This window comes from Neobacillus piezotolerans (assembly GCF_003362805.1).
Taxonomy (GTDB): Bacteria; Bacillota; Bacilli; order Bacillales; family Cytobacillaceae; genus Bacillus_D; species Bacillus_D piezotolerans.
On sequence record NZ_QNQT01000002.1, the window covers coordinates 119,131 to 135,591 of the forward strand.

A 16,461-nucleotide genomic window follows, 5' to 3' on the forward strand; every position below is an offset into this window, starting at 1 on the left:
GAAAATGAGCAACTTACCTAATTGCCCACAATGTAATTCAGAATATACATATGAGGACGGCGTCCAGATTGTTTGCCCGGAGTGCGGGTATGAGTGGGCCGCGGATAGTGCAGAAAATAACGAGGACGTTAAGGTCATTAAAGATGCGAACGGCAATGTCCTGAATGACGGGGACACTGTTACTGTAATTAAGGATCTTAAGGTAAAAGGAAGTTCATCTGTCCTGAAGCAAGGCACGAAAGTAAAAAATATTCGCCTCGTTGAAGGGGACCACGATATCGATTGCAAAATTGATGGTTTCGGTGCGATGAAACTGAAATCCGAATTTGTGAAAAAAATATAATGTAAAAAAGCAGGGGGCCGTTCCAATAGCGGCCTCCTGCTTTGCGCTTAAACCTCAAACTCGCTCATCAATGCATGGGTATTGCCTTCCGTATCCCTGAAGAACGCCATCCACGTTTCTGTTTGGCCCATTTTGGCAATAAGGTGCGGTTCGTCGATGAACTCAACGCCATTGCTTTTTAATGCATCGTAGGATTCATTGATGCTTTCGACCGTAAAATAGACAACGGAGCCAGGATGTGCGAACTCCTCGTTCTCTGGAGGGCTAAGAAAAAGGCGAAGGCCTCCGCAATCAAAGAATGCGAGATTCCCCGCTGTGAAAAGAAGCGTAAGGCCGAGTTTTTCTTTATAAAACTGGACCGCCCGCTCCATATCCTTGATTGGCACCCCGATTTGTCCTACTTTTTGAATTGCAGATGTTACCACTTTCAATTTCCCCCTTTGATTATTGGCTTATTTTAAGAATAGGTAATTAAAAGGATTAGTTCTTATCCAAAATCACCTTTTTGCGGTACTGATTAGGGGATAGCCCCTCATGCTGCCTGAACATTTTGCTGAAAGAAACCGGGTTGCTGAAACCCAGCTCGAATGTTATGTCCGTGATGGACAACCCTGGATTTTTCAAAAGCCGCTTTGCTTTTTCCAACCTGAGTTCGGATATGTGCTGATAAGGTGTTTTGCCAAAGAGTTGTATGTAAGTTCTTAAAAGATGGTTGGCAGACATGCAGGAAATACGGGCGATATCATCCAAACTTATCGCCGTATCAAAAAACGATCGTATGTAGTCATTGGCGATGCTGATTCTCCGGTATAATTCCTCGCGGGTCGAGCTGCGGACCGCGTTAAGTGATTCAATCTCCTTGAGGGTGTCCAGCTGGGTATAAAGAAGCGATTGCATGAACATGTGGAATTGCTCCTCATAACCTAGCGGGTCCTCCTTCAGGACGGCCAGGTTTTTCTTAAAGGCGGTCAGTCGGGCGGATAGGCTGGTTGTCGCGTTATACGTTTTTTCAAAAAAGCCAATCGAATCCGAATCCTTAAAAGGGTCTGTTAACAGCGCATTTGAGGAGGATGACATTGTGCGTAATACTTCTCCCGCAAATCCATCCCTGAAGAAAATGCAGAAGGATTCCACTTCTTCCTTTTGGTCGATTGAAATGGTGTACTCGCCTTCATTCAAGAGCAAATACCTGTTTTCCTCAACAGCAAAGAAACCTTTATTTGTCTTGTATAGTGCCTTTCCATTTGAAAAGGTTTTAATGGAAAGCTGCCCGGTGCCTTCCCAATGGAACTGGTTGCTTTTTGCGTGCAAAACAAAGTTTGTTGAATGTTCTTTCGCCATGGCATCGACTCCCGAAGTAGAAATTTTCAGATAACAATAGTATACCATGGGTGTTGATCAGCTAGTATGGTCTGGATGAGTAGTGGAAAAGAAGATTACTAGTTACATAGTGTTTAAGGGACATTTAATCGGGATGAAGACAGTTTGGGGTGATGAACCGAATAAAAGTGTCTTCATCCTCCTGAAAAAAACATTCTCAGCGGCATACCGAATAGAAAAGGGTCCGCACACTGTGCAAACCCTCAATCGTTCACCATTCCTGCGGTTCATAATTCAATTCGGCAAAAAGGCGTGTTTTCTCTTTCTTTGAAAGATCCCGCCATTGTCCGACAGGAAGGTTGCCTAACTCAATATTCATGATGCGGATGCGCTGCAATCGGTACACGTCGTAGCCCAGCGCCTCGCACATGCGGCGGATTTGGCGGTTCAGCCCTTGGGTGAGGATGATTTTAAAATCAAACTTTGATAGCTGCTCCACTTTACATGGAAGAGTCTTCGTGCCGAGGATTTTGACCCCCTCAGACATATGCTTCAGAAATTCCGGAGTAATCGGTTTGTCGACCGAGACAATGTACTCCTTCTCATGCTTGTTTTCCGAACGCAAAATTTCATTGACGATATCGCCGTCATTCGTCAGGAGGATAAGCCCTTCCGAATCCTTATCAAGCCGGCCGATGTTGAAAATTCGCAGCGGGTGGTTGACCAGGTCGACAATATTGCCTTTCACATTCTTTTCGGTTGTGCTCGTAATGCCAACTGGCTTATTTAATGCGATATATACATGATTCCTGGCAACACGAATTTGTTCGCCGTTCACCCGGACGTCGTCGCCCGGATTAACCTGGCTGCCTATTTTGGCGATTTTTCCGTTTATGGTCACTCTGCCATCAGCAATGAGTTTATCAGCGCCGCGCCTCGATGTTTTCCCCGAGTCACTAATGAATTTATTAAGCCGCAAGGTGATACCAACCTTCTGTAGTATTTTGTCTTTTTAAAAATACACCACAACTCATCTGTAGTGCAAAGCAAAAGTAAAAAAGAAAGGTTACTTCTCCTTTCTTGTTAACCGGCGGGCATTAGTATAAACGTTTTATAGCTAATTATTCAGAACTCTTCATAAGTAAATAAGCTCGCTATTTCACGTTGCCAATCGGGTTTCCGCGCATCCCGAGGCATAGCAGGAACATGAGGATGCTGCAGCAGACAAACAGGCTCGGGACATTCCAGACCTCCGCCCATATACCGGAAATGAATAATCCAAATGGCAAAGCCAGTTTCATAAGCATGGACGAGGTGCCCGCGACCCTCCCCAGAAGGTGGTTCGGCGTAAATTCCTGTCGGAAGCTCAAATAGTTGACATTGATGACGATTACAGCGAAAGTCCTTATGAACTGTGATATGCCGACAAGCCACCATGTAGTGGCAAAATTGAGGATAATTGTCCCGGCAAGAACGAAATACATTGAATAAAGAAACAACTGTCCCCTTCGAAACCGTTTCTTTAAATGGGGCATTACGAGGGCGCCCAAAAGGCCGCCGACTGCCCCTATGCTCAGCATGAAGCCTACCTGTTCTTCCGTCGCATGCAAAAGATCGACAGCATAGAACACGACAATGTTTCCAAGTCCGTTAATGAAGTTGAGGAGCAGGATGATGATGGTTGGCGCCAGCAAAAGCTTATTATGGATAAGCTCGTCCCATCCTTCCTTCATCTCGCCTCGAATCGAGGCTTTCCCTTTCTGTTTTACAGGGATGGTGGTCTTCGGTATCACCGTCAGCTGGACGAGAAAAAGGGAAATCAATAATAAAATTAAGTAGACGATGAAGTTGGCTTCATATGACAGCCAGGCAATCATCATGCCGGCGATGCCAGGTCCTATCATGTTCATAAGCGTGCTGGCAAAAGAGAAGTGGGAATTGGCTTCTGTCAGCTGCTCTTTGCCGAAGATTTGCGGAAACGCGGAGTGCTGGGCATTGCCGAAAGCATATCCGGCAGTTGAGACAATAAACCCGATTAGATACATATGCCAAATCTGCAATTGGCCTGCAAGAAGCAGGAGTACAAGGGCGAGCATGCAGCAAACATGGACGAGGGTCGTCGAGAACATGACTCCTTTCCGGCTGTACCGGTCAACAAGCACGCCAATGATCATCCCGAAGATGATATTGGGTATGAACTCGATTGCCCGCATCGTCGACATCGCGCTAGCGGATTGTGTCAGTTTGTAAATCAGCAAGGGCAGGGCGACATAGTAAAATTGGAATCCGAACGACCAGATAAGGCCGCTTGTCCATAGAAGCAAGAAGTTCCGCTGCTTCCAAAGTGAAGGCTGTGGCTGATTTTTTATTTCAGATTTTAAGGCAACTTCCATGAAAAATGTATCCCCCTATGTTTTCTGTATATACATAGTGTTATATTCTAGGAAAATGGTAATTACCCTCTTTTGGAAAAAACAAATAGAACCAGCATGGGGAAAAGGCAGTGAAAAACCCCACTTCTCCAGGCGCAAGGCAGGCCGCGCCGTCCAAATGGGGTAGGAAGGATTATTTGCTTACTGTCGTGGCCCTATTTTCCAAAGGGGATTCGGAACCGGTTCGTAACCAGATAGCCGCGGGTACAAGCAGCAGGGAAAGGATGCCGCCCGCGATGGAGAGGCTGTAGTAGCCAAATTGCGATGCCGCCAAACCTGCGCCAGCCCCCGCCATGGCCCCAGCGAGTGAAATCAGGACATCGACCGACCCTTGTGTTTTCGCTCGGGTTTCGGGGTTTGTTGAATCGACGATGAGCGCGGTTCCGCTAACCAACCCGAAGTTCCATCCTAGGCCGAGTAAGGCCAGGGCTGTAGTAAGCAAGAACATGGATTCCGGAGGTGCGAAAGCGGCGAGTAGCCCGGCTCCGAGCAGGGTGATGCCGGATGCAATGGCAATCGCACTGCGGCCGGCCTTATCGACAAGCTTCCCGGTAAATAGGGACGGAAGATACATGGAACCGGCATGGATGCTGATTAACAGGCCGACATTTCCGAGTCCATGGCCATGGTGCCCCATATGGACGGGAGTGATGGCCATAATTCCAACCATGACGCTGTGGCTGATGATCATAACGGCTGTCCCGACAAACAGCCCTTTTTTGTTTTGCTGTTTAGCAGAGTTAGCGATGCCATTGGCAGTTGGTTCGCTTTTTGGCAATCCTATTGTTTTTGCCAGGAGGAGCGGATCCGGGCGTAGGAAAACGAATAATACCAGTCCCGCAAGCGTGAAGGCTGCCGCCGAGAGAATGAAAGGTCCGGCCAAAGGTGGAATGCCGGCTAGTTTGGCAAGCCCGCTCATAGCCTGGATGAGGTTCGGTCCGGCAATCACCCCGAAGGTCGTTGAAACCATGACAGTACTGATTGCAGTAGCCCGCTGATTCGAGTTGGCCAGGTCTGTGCCCGCATAGCGGGACAAGAGATTGGTAGCAAATCCTGAGCCGTAAATTACCAGTGAGAGAAATAACAGGAGAATGCTGTTGGTCACAGCCGCAGCCACTACCCCCGCGGATCCAAGTCCGCCGGCAATGAATCCAGCTGAAAGCCCAAGCCGGCGCCCATACCGCTGCGAGAGCCTTCCAACCAGAAATGCGGCACCGGCAGAGCCAAGAGTGAACAGGGCGGAAGGGATACCAGCGTAACGATCAGTACCCAACATGTCCTGGGCAAGGAGGGCGCCAACCGCAATACCCGCGGCAAGGCCGGCACCGCCGAAAATTTGCGAGATAACGACTACAAGCAAAGTCCTCCTATAAAGGTGTTGCTGTTTTTCTGGTGAGCCTATGAAGTCTTTGGCCGCTTTGGAACGCTTTAAAGATGTCTTCATTTTTTAGCCTTTCCGGGTAAACATTCCTTTTTCGCCCTTTTAAAATTTGGTGGTAAAAAACGATTCTTAAATTTAATAATAATAGTATACATCCTTGTAAGCTGCTTAACTATCTAGGAAGGAGCTCGAGGTATGAAATCGGGGAAAGCCATTATTCATTGTTTTTCTTTTTTGTCTATATTTCTCGCCACGGCCATTTTTGTGAACCCTCTGACTGATGGGATAGGCAATGGCGCAATCAGAACTCTTTTGAAAGAAAGCTTGCGGCTGCTAGTTACTGTCGGTCTGTTTTGGGTGTACTCAAGCAAGGTGCTGAAAAAATCGAATGCCAGCTTTGGAATTCAAAGGCCGATTAAGGTGGAAAAACAATGGATTTTGATCGGACTTGGAATGCCTCTTACGGTAATCGTATTTTACCTTCTCGCTCAGTATTCTGTTTTTGAAATTCAGACGGAGCTTTCCTTTAAAACTATTTTGGCGTTGCTGGTTGGTTCACTTATTGTTTCATGTTCCGCAGGCATCATAGAAGAAATGCTGTTCAGGGGCTATTTGTTTAAAGTGATTGAAGGGAAATGGGGCGCGGCTTCAGCCATAGTTGCCACCTCGGTTTTGTTCGGGGCCCTTCATCTCCTAACGGGAGGCAGTCTTCAGGTGCTTGATACATTGTTCATTTTAACAGCGGGCACTATTGTGGGAATAATGTTTTCACTCATTGTGCAAAAAACGGGAAATCTTTGGAATGCGGCGGCCGTTCATACGATATGGAATTTCGTCCTTAATCCAAGAATTATCGGCTTTACTAATGGCTCCGATTACGAAGGGGCGTCCCTAGTCAAGGCGAGTTTTGCGACCGACAGCCCGTTGGTCACTGGAGGCGCATTCGGGATTGAAGCGGGCATTCCGGCGGTTATCCTTTATAGTGCCTTCATCTGGTGGCTTGTTGTCGGGAAGGCGGGAAAGGATGAATACAAAAAAAGCGGCTTCAATTGAGCCGCTTTTTGGCCGCTATTATAAAGTAAAGTACTTTTTATTCTTTGGAAAGCACTTGCATGAAGGCTTCAACGCTCCGCTTGTTCCTCATGATAGGGGAATAGATATAGGAAAGGGTCCGGGTGAACTTTTTGTTTTTTAAATGGATGATCGACAATTCCCCGTGCTTTACCTCCCTGTCAATTACACTTTGTGACAGAAGTGAGAGGCCCAATCCTTTCATGATGCTTTCTTTTACCCCCTGGTTGCTGCTGATTGTAAGGAGGGATTTTACTTTTATTCCGTTGGAACGGATAAAATGGTTTAAATATTCCCTTGTCCCCGACCCTTCCTCCCTTGTCACCCATGCATGGTTTTGGAGATCATAAATGGAAACCTCATCTTTTCCAGCAAGAGGGTGGCTTTTTGGGGAGACGAGGAACAATTCATCTTCCATCAGGGGATGGACCATAAGCTCCTTTTCGTTTGTGTGGCCTTCGATGAGCCCAATATCTACCTTAAAAACCTGGACATCGTTCACGATTTCATCTGTGTTGCCGATGACAATTTGAAACTCCAATTCGGGAAAGTCATTTTGAACCTTCAGGAGAAGCCCCGGTAATATATACTCCCCTATGGTAAAACTCGCCCCGATGATCAATTTTCCCCGCACTGAATTATGGTGCTCCAGTATTTCGTCTTTTGCCTGCTCGTAAATGGCCATCAGCTGTCTTGCCCGGCTGTACAGAATTTTTCCTGTTGGCGTAATTTGGACTCCTTTGGGAGAACGCCGGAATAATTCGGTCTGAAATTCCTTTTCAAGATTCTTAATGTGAAGGCTGACGCTTGGCTGGGATATATGGAGGGATTCGGAAGCTTTCGTGAAATTTCCAACTTCCGCAAGGGTTACGAACGTCTTTAACGCGTCATAATACAACTTCTTCACCTCAGCTATTAAAAAAACTAATTGCTCTAATTATTAATATGTATTTTACTAATACATATCCATTCTATAAAGTAATAAGTGTACAAACTTACTACACGGGAAGTGACAGAGATGGGGAACGCATACGGGAGAGAAATGAAGCAAAACAAGGCTGAGGCCTTTATAAAAGGACTAGGGATTACACTTTTACTTGCGCTGGCCGCGAAATTTTTATCAGGATTTTCGTTCCTGTCCATCATGGGCCAGCTTGTCATCGCGATTCTCCTCGGAATGGCATGGAGAGCCGCGTTTGGGTTCAAGGAAGATTTGAAGCCTGGAATAACATTCGCGAATAAGAAATTGCTCAGATTGGGGATTATTTTGCTGGGTATGAGGCTGAACCTTGCGGATATATACAACGCGGGGGGAAAGGTGTTCCTTTTGGCATCGCTGAACATTGTTTTCGCCCTGTTTGTAGTATACGGATTATGCCGCTGGTTTGGGGTTGAAAAAAAGCTTGGCATCCTCACCGCATGTGGAACGGCGATTTGCGGGGCGGCCGCCATTGTAGCGATGTCGCCGCAAGTGAAGGCGAAAGAGGAAGAGACTGCGGTTGCGGCAGCGACCATTGCCATTTTGGGAACTTTGTTTACATTGACCTATACACTGCTCTACTCAGTATTGAACCTTAGCCCGGCCGGTTATGGCGTGTTTACGGGAGGGACATTGCATGAGATCGCCCATGTTGTCGCGGCGGCGGCGGCGGGAGGCAATGAGGCGGTTGATTTGGCGGTAATCGTTAAATTAACGCGTGTCGCCCTGCTGGTTCCGGTTGCGCTGGCAATTGGCTTTTATGTCCAGCGAGGCGAAAAAGGAGGCGGGAAGAAAGGCATCTCCATGTCGATCATTCCGTGGTTCATCCTTGGGTTCCTGGCGATGAGTGGCTTTAATACGCTCGGGATTGTGTCGGAAACCGTGGCCGGCTACATTGTAACCGCGGCCTACCTGCTTATTGCGATGGCGATGGCTGCTTTGGGAATGAATGTTGAAATTAAAACATTCCGGAAACTGGGTATGAAGGCTTTTACCGCAGGGCTCATTGGGTCGGTGCTTCTATCGGTTTTCGGTTATTTACTTGTTCACTTCTTTCATTTGAATTAAGACGGGACAAGCCAGGGCTGCTGGCTTGTTTTTTTATGGAAGTGTTGCTCTTTTGAAAGAACATAAATTGGGGGTTCGGCCAACTTATACTTATATTTGGTCAAGTAAGGGATAATCCGGCCAAGCAGCATACGGAGGACTGCTCATAACAACAGACAGGCCTTTGGCATATAGTATTCTAAACGAAATTGCCTTTTAGGATGTGAGCCATTGAGAAATATAGCGATTGTCCACCGGATGAAAACGAATATTATCGCCCAGAACGGAAACATCAACATTGGTTCTACCGTGCAAAACAGCCATACTTCCAATTTTAAAATGGCGGGGGCTTCCTTGGCTTTTGGGGATTTTTCAAAGGTTATTGAGTGCGGCAACGAGACAAAGGCGATTGATATCAATACGGGTCAAACAGGCGGTGGAAACGAGTAGAACCTTCTTTAACCAATTGGAGAACCTGGGCATATATATAACCAACGCCATGTTGGGAGGAGAGAGTATGCCCACAAATATCAACATATACAGCATTAAAATAAACAATATATCGAACAATGGCTCCCTGAACATCGGAGACGCCCTTCATAACTCGCCAACCGCCAATACGAAATCGCAAGGGGTCAACTCCACTTATGGCGATACTTCCCCGGCAACTTCCGGCATGGAAAATGTATTCATCGATCCGGATGTAAACGATCAAGGGGATATCGGAACTCCTGCAAATGTAAATTCGAACCAGTATTGATAAAACCATCGCTTTTTTGAAAGGAGTACAGCATGCCTTATTTCATAAATATATTCAGCATGAAAACGAACGGAATTACAACCAACGGCAACCTTGATGTGGGAGCGGTTATTCATAACAGCCATACTGCGAACGCGAAGTATGTAGGTGCGAACATTTCCTTGGGTGACTTGTCGCCGACTACATCATGTATGGGGGCTAACAACATTGACCCTGATATAAGTGACCAAGATCAAATCGCCAACCCATCGTTCCCAATGAGCAATCAATTTTAAAGGAGGGCTGTTATGTTGCCTTTTCCATTTTTTAAAGGCGGGCTGCCAAAGTGGCTCAACCAGTCGTTCCTGAATAACGATATTACTAAATTTGTGGAGGATATGGTGGAAAAGTCCATAGCCTCCTCAATGAAACATGTTGAAATGGCGGACATCCTGCATGCGGAGCAGGGAGAGGCCATGCAAACAAATCCAATAGAATCGTTTCAGGCCGCCACTTTCGAAAGCCATGACCATGTGTATGTAAGAATGTATATCAAAAATGCCGAGCAGCTGGCGAACTTGAAAATCTATCATAATACGAACCAGTTGATCATAGAAGGGCTGCCGACGCCAGAGTCCAGGCAAGTCCTGGCATTGCCTTCGATGGTAAAAATGAAGGATTCTGTTTCAGAATACCGGGACAATTACCTGCAAATAAAAATGAGGAAGAGGATGGACCCGCAATTTACCGAAGTCGCTGTCCCGCCCATGGAATAATCCTTCCCTGGCGGATCGTTCTTTTTTAAAAAAGTGGGGGACGAACGGATGGATATGGATAAAATCAAACAATGGATTGAAATGACCCAGCAGTATCAAAATGGCCGGTTTTGGGAGATGGTGTTTGAAGACAATCCGCCAGGCGACGCACCGGACGACCAGCCTGTCCGCCAAAGAAAGGCGAAAGAAAAACCAGGCACCTACCCGAAAACCGATATTTTCCTAACCGACAGGGATGTCATCCTTTTGCTTGAAATCCCGGGGGCGCTAAGGGAAGATATTGCCCTATCGGTTTCCGGCACCAGGCTCACAATTAAGGGAATCCTCCAGGCGCCGATGATCAATGGGGTCACTGTGCAAACCGAACGGAAATACGGAGAATTCCAAAGGAATATTGACCTTCCGGAGCCCGCCGAAAGCAAGGATATCCATGCAAGGTTTGAAAACGGGCTTCTCATTATGACGTATCCAAGAAGGTATACAAGGGAAGAAACGATCATGATCCGCTGAGTTTAAAAAGTAGGGTGTGAGCCAGGTTATGCCTTTAAAAAAATCAGAGCAGGAAAGAAAACTGGAAGGTACCGATCATCTGGAAAGAAAGATCTTTCTATACATCCAAAAAACAGTCAATGCGGAAATGGCGCCAATCTATCAACTATTGAATCAGTTTGCGAGGACCATTTCGAAACTGGAGAACAGGGTGTCGGATTTGGAAAAACAGTATGGCGAAATTTCCGGCATATGGGCCAGTCAACCGGAGACTCCCAAGGAAAACGGGAATTCTAGCATACCTCCAGTCATATTTCAGGAAATTAAGGTCGAAAAGCTGTTCATTGAAAAATTTGACCAGGCAAACAATCTTGGGACCATCGGGATAAAAGAGCTGAGCGGCCATTTGAATATTGGAACAACTTATGAAAAGGCCGGCCTTGGAGAAACCAGCGAGGAATCGAAGGGCGAGTTCGAGGAGCTAAAGGGGAAGTATAAGGAAAAGATGGGTGAAATAAAGGAAAAGGGGAACAAGGATGATTCCTGAAGAATGCTGATGGAGGATGCATCAGCATTTATTTATGCGAAAAAGAAGGGCTTTTCCGAATGAGATGAGTAAATTGCTTTTCCGGGACCTCTAAAAGGCTGGATGGGACTTCTGGCTTTTTTTGTGTACAATAGTTGTATGCCAGGAGGGATTTATACATGTTGACGATTAAGGAAATTGCCGAAAGGGCGAACGTCTCAAGGACGACTGTTTCCCGGGTTTTAAACAACAGTGGATATGTAAGCGGGGAAGCAAGGGAAAGGGTTATGAAAGTGATTGAGGAAACTGGGTATGTCCCGAGCGAAAATGCGAAATCCCTGCGCACGAAGAAAACAAGGGTCATTGGCGCGATCCTTCCGAAAATCAGTACAGAAACCTCCAGCAGGCTTGTAAAAGGAATGGATGATATTCTGGCAAAGGAAGGGTATCAAATCCTTCTAGCAAACTCAAATCTTAAACCTGAAAAAGAAATAGAATATGTAAGGCTGCTGAAAAGCCGCCATGTGGATGGCATCATTTTATCGGCAACAAATATTAATAGTGGGCTGACGGGGGAAATCAAGCGATTGAATATGCCGTTTGTCGCTGTCGGGCAACATATCCCGGAGCTCGCGAGTGTCATATTCGATGATTACCAGGCGGCAAGGGACATGGCCTCTTTATTTATAAAAAAGGGCCATAAAAGGATAGCGTTCATTGGAGTGGATGAAAAAGACCGCGCTGTTGGCCATTGCCGGAAGCTCGGCTATGTGGATGCCATGGAGGAACACCAGTTGCCCATTGAGGAAGGCTGGGTCCAAAAAGGGGAATTCAACATGGAATCCGGCTATCATTGCATGAAAGCAATCCTCGAAGAATCGAAAACAATGCCAACCGGTTTGCTGGCCGTAACAGACAGGCTCGCAATCGGCGCGATGCAATATTTGAAGGGACAGGGGCTCTCGGTGCCAAAGGATATGGCTGTCGCGGGTATGGGAGCTTCGGAGCTTTCAAGGTTTATTACCCCTTCTTTGACAACCATCGATTTTTCCGTGGAGGATGCGGGCCGTGAAGCAGCCAGATTGTTATTAGGGTACATAAATGGAGAATCCTATCATGAAAAACCCCAAGTTGTTCATCATAGACTTCTCGAAAGGGAAAGCATATAATAGAAAGTGTAATCGATTCCATAATTAGCAGTGCCATCGATTACACTTTATTTTTACTTATTTGTGGAATCGATTCCACATAAAAAGGCCGCTTCCATTCCGCCTTTTTTGAAATCACTTCCGGCTGAATCCGATTCCAGTCTTTAGAAGAAATAGTTTAATTTTCAGGCCGTTGTGATATTGATTCGTAAGTAAACTAATTAGGGGTGAATCCAATGTCGGAAAATCGCAAAATTGCCGAAGATTTGATTGATGCTGTCGGCGGCAGGGAAAATATCCATTCGGTTGCCCATTGTGCAACCCGCCTGCGCATCATGGTGAACGACAAGGAAAAAATTGATCAGGAACGAGTCGAACAGATTGATAAGGTCAAGGGGGCTTTTTTCAACTCGGGGCAGTACCAGGTTATTTTTGGGACAGGGACGGTCAACCGGATTTATGAAGAGGTTTCCCAGTTTGGGCTAGAAACAAAGTCGGCTTCCGAGCAGAAGACGGAAGCAATTAAATCGGGATCGAGGTTCCAGCGGGCAATCCGGACGTTCGGTGATGTGTTTGTTCCCATTATCCCCGTCCTCGTTGCGACTGGATTATTCATGGGTGTCCGCGGCCTTGTCATGCAGGAAGAAATTTTGTCGCTATTCGGCATTACGCCTGACCATGTGCCGGAAAACTTCCTTCTGTTCACGCAAATTTTGACGGATACGGCGTTTATTTTCCTCCCAGCGCTTGTGGCCTGGTCAACGTTCAGGGTATTTGGCGGGACGCCGATTATCGGCCTTGTCCTTGGATTGATGCTTGTCAGCCCGTCTTTGCCGAACGCATGGGGGGTAGCTGGCGGTGATGTCGAACCGCTTCGCTTCTTCGGATTCATCCCCGTTGTCGGCTATCAAGGGTCGGTTTTACCTGCATTTATTGCGGGGATAATCGGGGCGAAGCTGGAAAGGTGGGTAAGGAAGCGCGTGCCCGAAGCGCTTGACCTTATTGTTACGCCATTCATAACTTTACTTGTCATGATTTCACTTTCACTGCTCGTCATCGGCCCGATTTTCCACACTATTGAACAAGGCATTTTATCGGTTGCAACGAATGTCCTTTCCTGGCCTTTCGGAATTAGCGGCCTGCTGATTGGCGGACTTAACCAAATCATTGTTATTACCGGAGTCCATCACATTTTCAACATGCTGGAAATCCAGCTGTTAGCGAAATATCACAGCAATCCGTACAATGCGATTGTTACGTGCGCGGTTGCCGCGCAGGCCGGCGCAGCGCTCGCGGTTGGCCTTAAAACCAAATCAGTTAAATTGAAAGCACTTGCCTATCCATCCTCGGTCTCGGCTTTATTGGGAATCACCGAGCCGGCGATTTTCGGGGTTAACCTCCGGTACGGCAAGCCGTTTGTCATGGGCCTCATCGGCGGGGCGGCCGGCGGATTTTTGGCGTCAATTCTTGGACTGAAAGGAACCGGAATGGCTGTTACCGTTATCCCGGGAACGCTCCTCTATTTAAATGGGCAAATCCTTCCGTACATCCTTGTCAACCTGGTGGCGATAGCTGTCGCGTTCGCGCTTACCTGGATGTTTGGATACTCGGATAAGGTGAAAAAAGAAATTGAACAACAATAAGTTTTGCAAAGAAGGCAGGGCGGCCCTTGCCTTCTTTTTTTAAAAATTGAAGCTCCTCGCAAAAATGGGGAAGAAACCGACACAAGGAGGTTCTCTGATGGCTGAAAAGGAAGCTCTCCTGGTTCAAAAAGCGTATGAAGAAATTGAAAAGAATAAAGTTCTGGTGGAAAACGATCCATATCGGCTTAATTACCATCTTATGCCCCCGGTTGGCTTGCTGAATGATCCGAACGGACTCGTCCAGTATAAAGGCTCCTATCATGTGTTTTACCAGTGGAACCCTTTCGAAACTGCCCATGGGGCGAAGTTTTGGGGACATTATTCATCAAGGGACATGGTTCACTGGAGGGAGGAGCCGATTGCCCTCGCCCCGAGTGAATGGTATGAGCGGAATGGCTGCTATTCCGGAAGCGCCGTTGAATGGGAAGGAAAGCTGTATCTCTTTTATACCGGAAACGTTAAGCTTGATGATGGGACGCGGGAGACGTATCAATGTGTGGCGGTCTCCGGGGACGGCGTTCATTTTGAAAAAAAGGGGCCGGTCCTCAAGCTGCCAGAGGGGTACACTGCCCATTTCCGGGATCCGAAGGTTTGGTGGAAAGACGGCCGCTGGTATATGGTCATCGGCGCGCAGACACTGAATGGGAAAGGGGCCACGGTCTTATTTTCCTCGGATAACCTGCTGAGCTGGACGGAAACGGGCCTGATTGCCGGAGATGGAATGAATGGCCTGTCGGACTTCGGCTATATGTGGGAGTGCCCGGACCTCATCCGGCTGAGCGGGAAGGATGTTTTGCTCGTGTCGCCTCAGGGATTGGATCCGAGCGGACACTTTTACAATAATCTGTTTCAATCGGGCTATTTTGTCGGCCAGCTGGATTATGAAACAGCGCAATTTATGCATGGCACGTTTACAGAGCTTGACCGCGGGTTTGATTTTTATGCGCCGCAAACATTTGTCGATGATAAGGGAAGAACCATCCTTTACGGCTGGATGGGCATAACCGACGAAAATGAGCCGCATCAGCCCACTTTAGCCAATCGTTGGGTACATGCGCTCACTATTCCGCGCGAATTAAACCTTCGCGGCGAAAAAGTTTACCAACGGCCGATTGATGAGCTCTCAATGCTCCGGAAAAACAGAATTGAATACAAGGATGCCGAGTTGGCCGGACCGGCAACAGAATTCAACGGAGTCAAGGGGAAGTCGGTGGAATTGCTACTGGATACAATGAGAGTAGAGTTCGGAGGCTTCCGAATCCGGTTTCGCGGCGAAGCGGAGCTATTTTATGATTCTGATAAACGGGAGATTAGCCTGATCAGGAAAAATTTCAAATCAGGCGAACCGGAAAGAAGGACATGCGAGATTTCCGGCCTATCACAGCTAAGGATTTATATGGACAATTCTTCGCTCGAAGTCTTCGTGAACGAAGGGGAGGAAGTATTTTCCGCGCGCTATTTCCCTAAACCCGAAAACGAAACAATCATTTTCTATGGTATGGGGAACTTCAGCCTCGCCAAATGGGACTTGGAGAAGATGAGCATTGAACGATACAATTTTCAAAGAGGTGCGCTATGAAGGGTGTTTTATGTTTAGGGGAAGCGCTGATTGATTTCATTCCGCTTGATTCCGAAAATCTTACGTATCAAAAAGCGCCGGGCGGGGCTCCGGCCAATGTCGCTGTCGGCATCTCCAAACTCGGAGGAAGGGCGGCCTTTATCGGGAAAGTGGGCGATGATGTGCTTGGGCATTTCCTGAAGGAGACGCTCGAAGGCTACGGTGTCGACGCATCTCCTCTTGTCCTGACGAAGGAAGCGAGAACCGGCGTGACATTTGTGACGCTTGAACCTTCCGGGGAACGGAGCTTCAGCTTTTACATCGACCCAAGCGCTGACCGTTTTTTACGAAAAGAAGAACTTGCCCCTTCCTTGTTTAAAACCAATAAGATTTTCCACTTTGGATCCATTTCCTTAATCGGCGAGCCGTCAAGATCGGCAACACTTTGGGCAATTGAAAAAGCAAAGGAAGCGGGAATGCTCGTTTCCTATGACCCAAACCTAAGAATTGGTTTATGGGAGTCCGAAGAACAGGCGAGGGAAACGATTCTCTCTGTCCTTCCATATGTTGATATCCTGAAGGTTTCGGATGTGGAGCTTTCTTTTCTGACCGGTGCCGCAAGCCTGGAGGAAGGACTGGCCAAGCTCCGTGAAGTGCCACTTACACTTTTGACGCTTGGCGGTGAGGGGAGCATCTATTCTTTTAACGGAATAACAGGAAAGGTGCCAGCCCTTCGGTGCAAAGTTGTCGATACAACAGGTGCCGGCGATGCCTTTGTTGCGGGCATCCTTTATTCCATCAATGAATCCCCGAAAACCTTAACCGGCCATTCCGAACAGGAAATACGGGAGATGGTCCGCTTCGCCAGTGTGTCGGGCGGGCTCGCGACAACGAAAAAAGGAGCCATGGCAGGACTGCCTAATCTAAAAGAACTAAGCGGCTATTTAAATACCAAAAACTGATATCACTTTGTTTTCCAGAACGAACCTTAAATGGAATCAAGAAACAT

Annotated in this window: 19 protein-coding genes; 13 read left to right on the forward strand and 6 right to left on the reverse strand. The window is 47.2% G+C overall.

Translation table 11 applies throughout. The annotated features are described in order from the left end of the window. Positions 1–4: 4 nt before the first annotated feature. On the forward strand, positions 5–343 hold the full coding sequence (locus DRW41_RS05690; protein WP_115451014.1) for a zinc ribbon domain-containing protein YjdM: 339 nt from the start codon (positions 5–7) through the stop codon (positions 341–343). A 47-nt stretch (positions 344–390) separates the two neighbouring features. On the opposite strand, the gene DRW41_RS05695 is transcribed toward DRW41_RS05690, so the two are convergent. The 5 genes from DRW41_RS05695 to DRW41_RS05715 all read right to left on the reverse strand — a co-directional run bounded on the left by DRW41_RS05695 (position 391) and on the right by DRW41_RS05715 (position 5,539). Then, positions 391–768, reverse strand: a complete 378-nt coding sequence (locus DRW41_RS05695; RefSeq protein WP_115451015.1) for a VOC family protein — start codon at positions 766–768, stop codon at positions 391–393. Between the two features lie 55 nt (positions 769–823). Continuing rightward, positions 824–1,684, reverse strand: coding sequence for a helix-turn-helix domain-containing protein (locus DRW41_RS05700; protein ID WP_115451016.1), 861 nt, complete (start codon positions 1,682–1,684; stop codon positions 824–826). A gap of 250 nt (positions 1,685–1,934) precedes the next feature. Continuing rightward, on the reverse strand, positions 1,935–2,642 hold the full coding sequence (gene rluF / locus DRW41_RS05705) for a 23S rRNA pseudouridine(2604) synthase RluF (protein ID WP_115451017.1): 708 nt from the start codon (positions 2,640–2,642) through the stop codon (positions 1,935–1,937). A 175-nt stretch (positions 2,643–2,817) separates the two neighbouring features. Continuing rightward, a complete protein-coding gene (locus DRW41_RS05710) occupies positions 2,818–4,056 on the reverse strand; it encodes an MFS transporter (RefSeq protein WP_115451018.1) in 1,239 nt (412 codons plus the stop codon). Positions 4,057–4,228: 172 nt separating this feature from the next. After that, a complete protein-coding gene (locus tag DRW41_RS05715; RefSeq protein ID WP_115451019.1) occupies positions 4,229–5,539 on the reverse strand; it encodes an MFS transporter in 1,311 nt (436 codons plus the stop codon). Positions 5,540–5,671: 132 nt separating this feature from the next. On the opposite strand from DRW41_RS05715, the gene DRW41_RS05720 reads away from it, so the two are divergent. Beyond that, on the forward strand, positions 5,672–6,529 hold the full coding sequence (locus DRW41_RS05720; RefSeq protein WP_115451020.1) for a CPBP family intramembrane glutamic endopeptidase: 858 nt from the start codon (positions 5,672–5,674) through the stop codon (positions 6,527–6,529). A 37-nt stretch (positions 6,530–6,566) separates the two neighbouring features. Here the strand turns inward: DRW41_RS05720 and DRW41_RS05725 are convergent, their stop codons facing one another. Beyond that, on the reverse strand, positions 6,567–7,445 hold the full coding sequence (locus DRW41_RS05725) for a LysR family transcriptional regulator (protein ID WP_115451021.1): 879 nt from the start codon (positions 7,443–7,445) through the stop codon (positions 6,567–6,569). 120 nt (positions 7,446–7,565) lie between these two features. Here DRW41_RS05725 and DRW41_RS05730 point away from each other — a divergent pair, with 120 nt between their 5' ends. The 11 genes from DRW41_RS05730 (at position 7,566) to DRW41_RS05780 (ending at position 16,414) form a co-directional block, all read left to right on the forward strand. After that, positions 7,566–8,594, forward strand: coding sequence for a YeiH family protein (locus DRW41_RS05730; RefSeq protein ID WP_439330849.1), 1,029 nt, complete (start codon positions 7,566–7,568; stop codon positions 8,592–8,594). Between the two features lie 210 nt (positions 8,595–8,804). Next, entirely contained in the window at positions 8,805–9,023 is a 219-nt protein-coding gene (locus DRW41_RS05735) for a spore germination protein (RefSeq protein ID WP_245959360.1), read from the forward strand. 67 nt (positions 9,024–9,090) lie between these two features. Continuing rightward, complete coding sequence (locus tag DRW41_RS05740) at positions 9,091–9,333, forward strand: spore germination protein (protein ID WP_115451022.1); 243 nt, start codon at positions 9,091–9,093, stop codon at positions 9,331–9,333. Positions 9,334–9,365: 32 nt separating this feature from the next. Then, positions 9,366–9,608, forward strand: a complete 243-nt coding sequence (locus DRW41_RS05745; protein WP_115451023.1) for a spore germination protein — start codon at positions 9,366–9,368, stop codon at positions 9,606–9,608. 12 nt (positions 9,609–9,620) lie between these two features. Then, a complete protein-coding gene (locus DRW41_RS05750; protein WP_115451024.1) occupies positions 9,621–10,088 on the forward strand; it encodes an Hsp20/alpha crystallin family protein in 468 nt (155 codons plus the stop codon). Positions 10,089–10,136: 48 nt separating this feature from the next. Then, positions 10,137–10,598, forward strand: coding sequence for an Hsp20/alpha crystallin family protein (locus DRW41_RS05755; RefSeq protein WP_115451025.1), 462 nt, complete (start codon positions 10,137–10,139; stop codon positions 10,596–10,598). Between the two features lie 28 nt (positions 10,599–10,626). Then, complete coding sequence (locus DRW41_RS05760) at positions 10,627–11,124, forward strand: hypothetical protein (RefSeq protein WP_115451026.1); 498 nt, start codon at positions 10,627–10,629, stop codon at positions 11,122–11,124. A 134-nt stretch (positions 11,125–11,258) separates the two neighbouring features. After that, entirely contained in the window at positions 11,259–12,272 is a 1,014-nt protein-coding gene (locus tag DRW41_RS05765; protein WP_281272283.1) for a LacI family DNA-binding transcriptional regulator, read from the forward strand. A 215-nt stretch (positions 12,273–12,487) separates the two neighbouring features. Then, a complete protein-coding gene (locus tag DRW41_RS05770) occupies positions 12,488–13,894 on the forward strand; it encodes a sucrose-specific PTS transporter subunit IIBC (RefSeq protein WP_115451028.1) in 1,407 nt (468 codons plus the stop codon). 97 nt (positions 13,895–13,991) lie between these two features. After that, a complete protein-coding gene (locus DRW41_RS05775) occupies positions 13,992–15,473 on the forward strand; it encodes a glycoside hydrolase family 32 protein (RefSeq protein WP_115451029.1) in 1,482 nt (493 codons plus the stop codon). Continuing rightward, positions 15,470–16,414: a carbohydrate kinase family protein gene (locus DRW41_RS05780; RefSeq protein ID WP_115451030.1), complete on the forward strand. Its 945-nt coding sequence runs from the start codon at positions 15,470–15,472 to the stop codon at positions 16,412–16,414. Before DRW41_RS05775 ends, DRW41_RS05780 begins: the two co-directional genes overlap by 4 nt. The last annotated feature ends 47 nt before the right edge of the window (positions 16,415–16,461 follow it).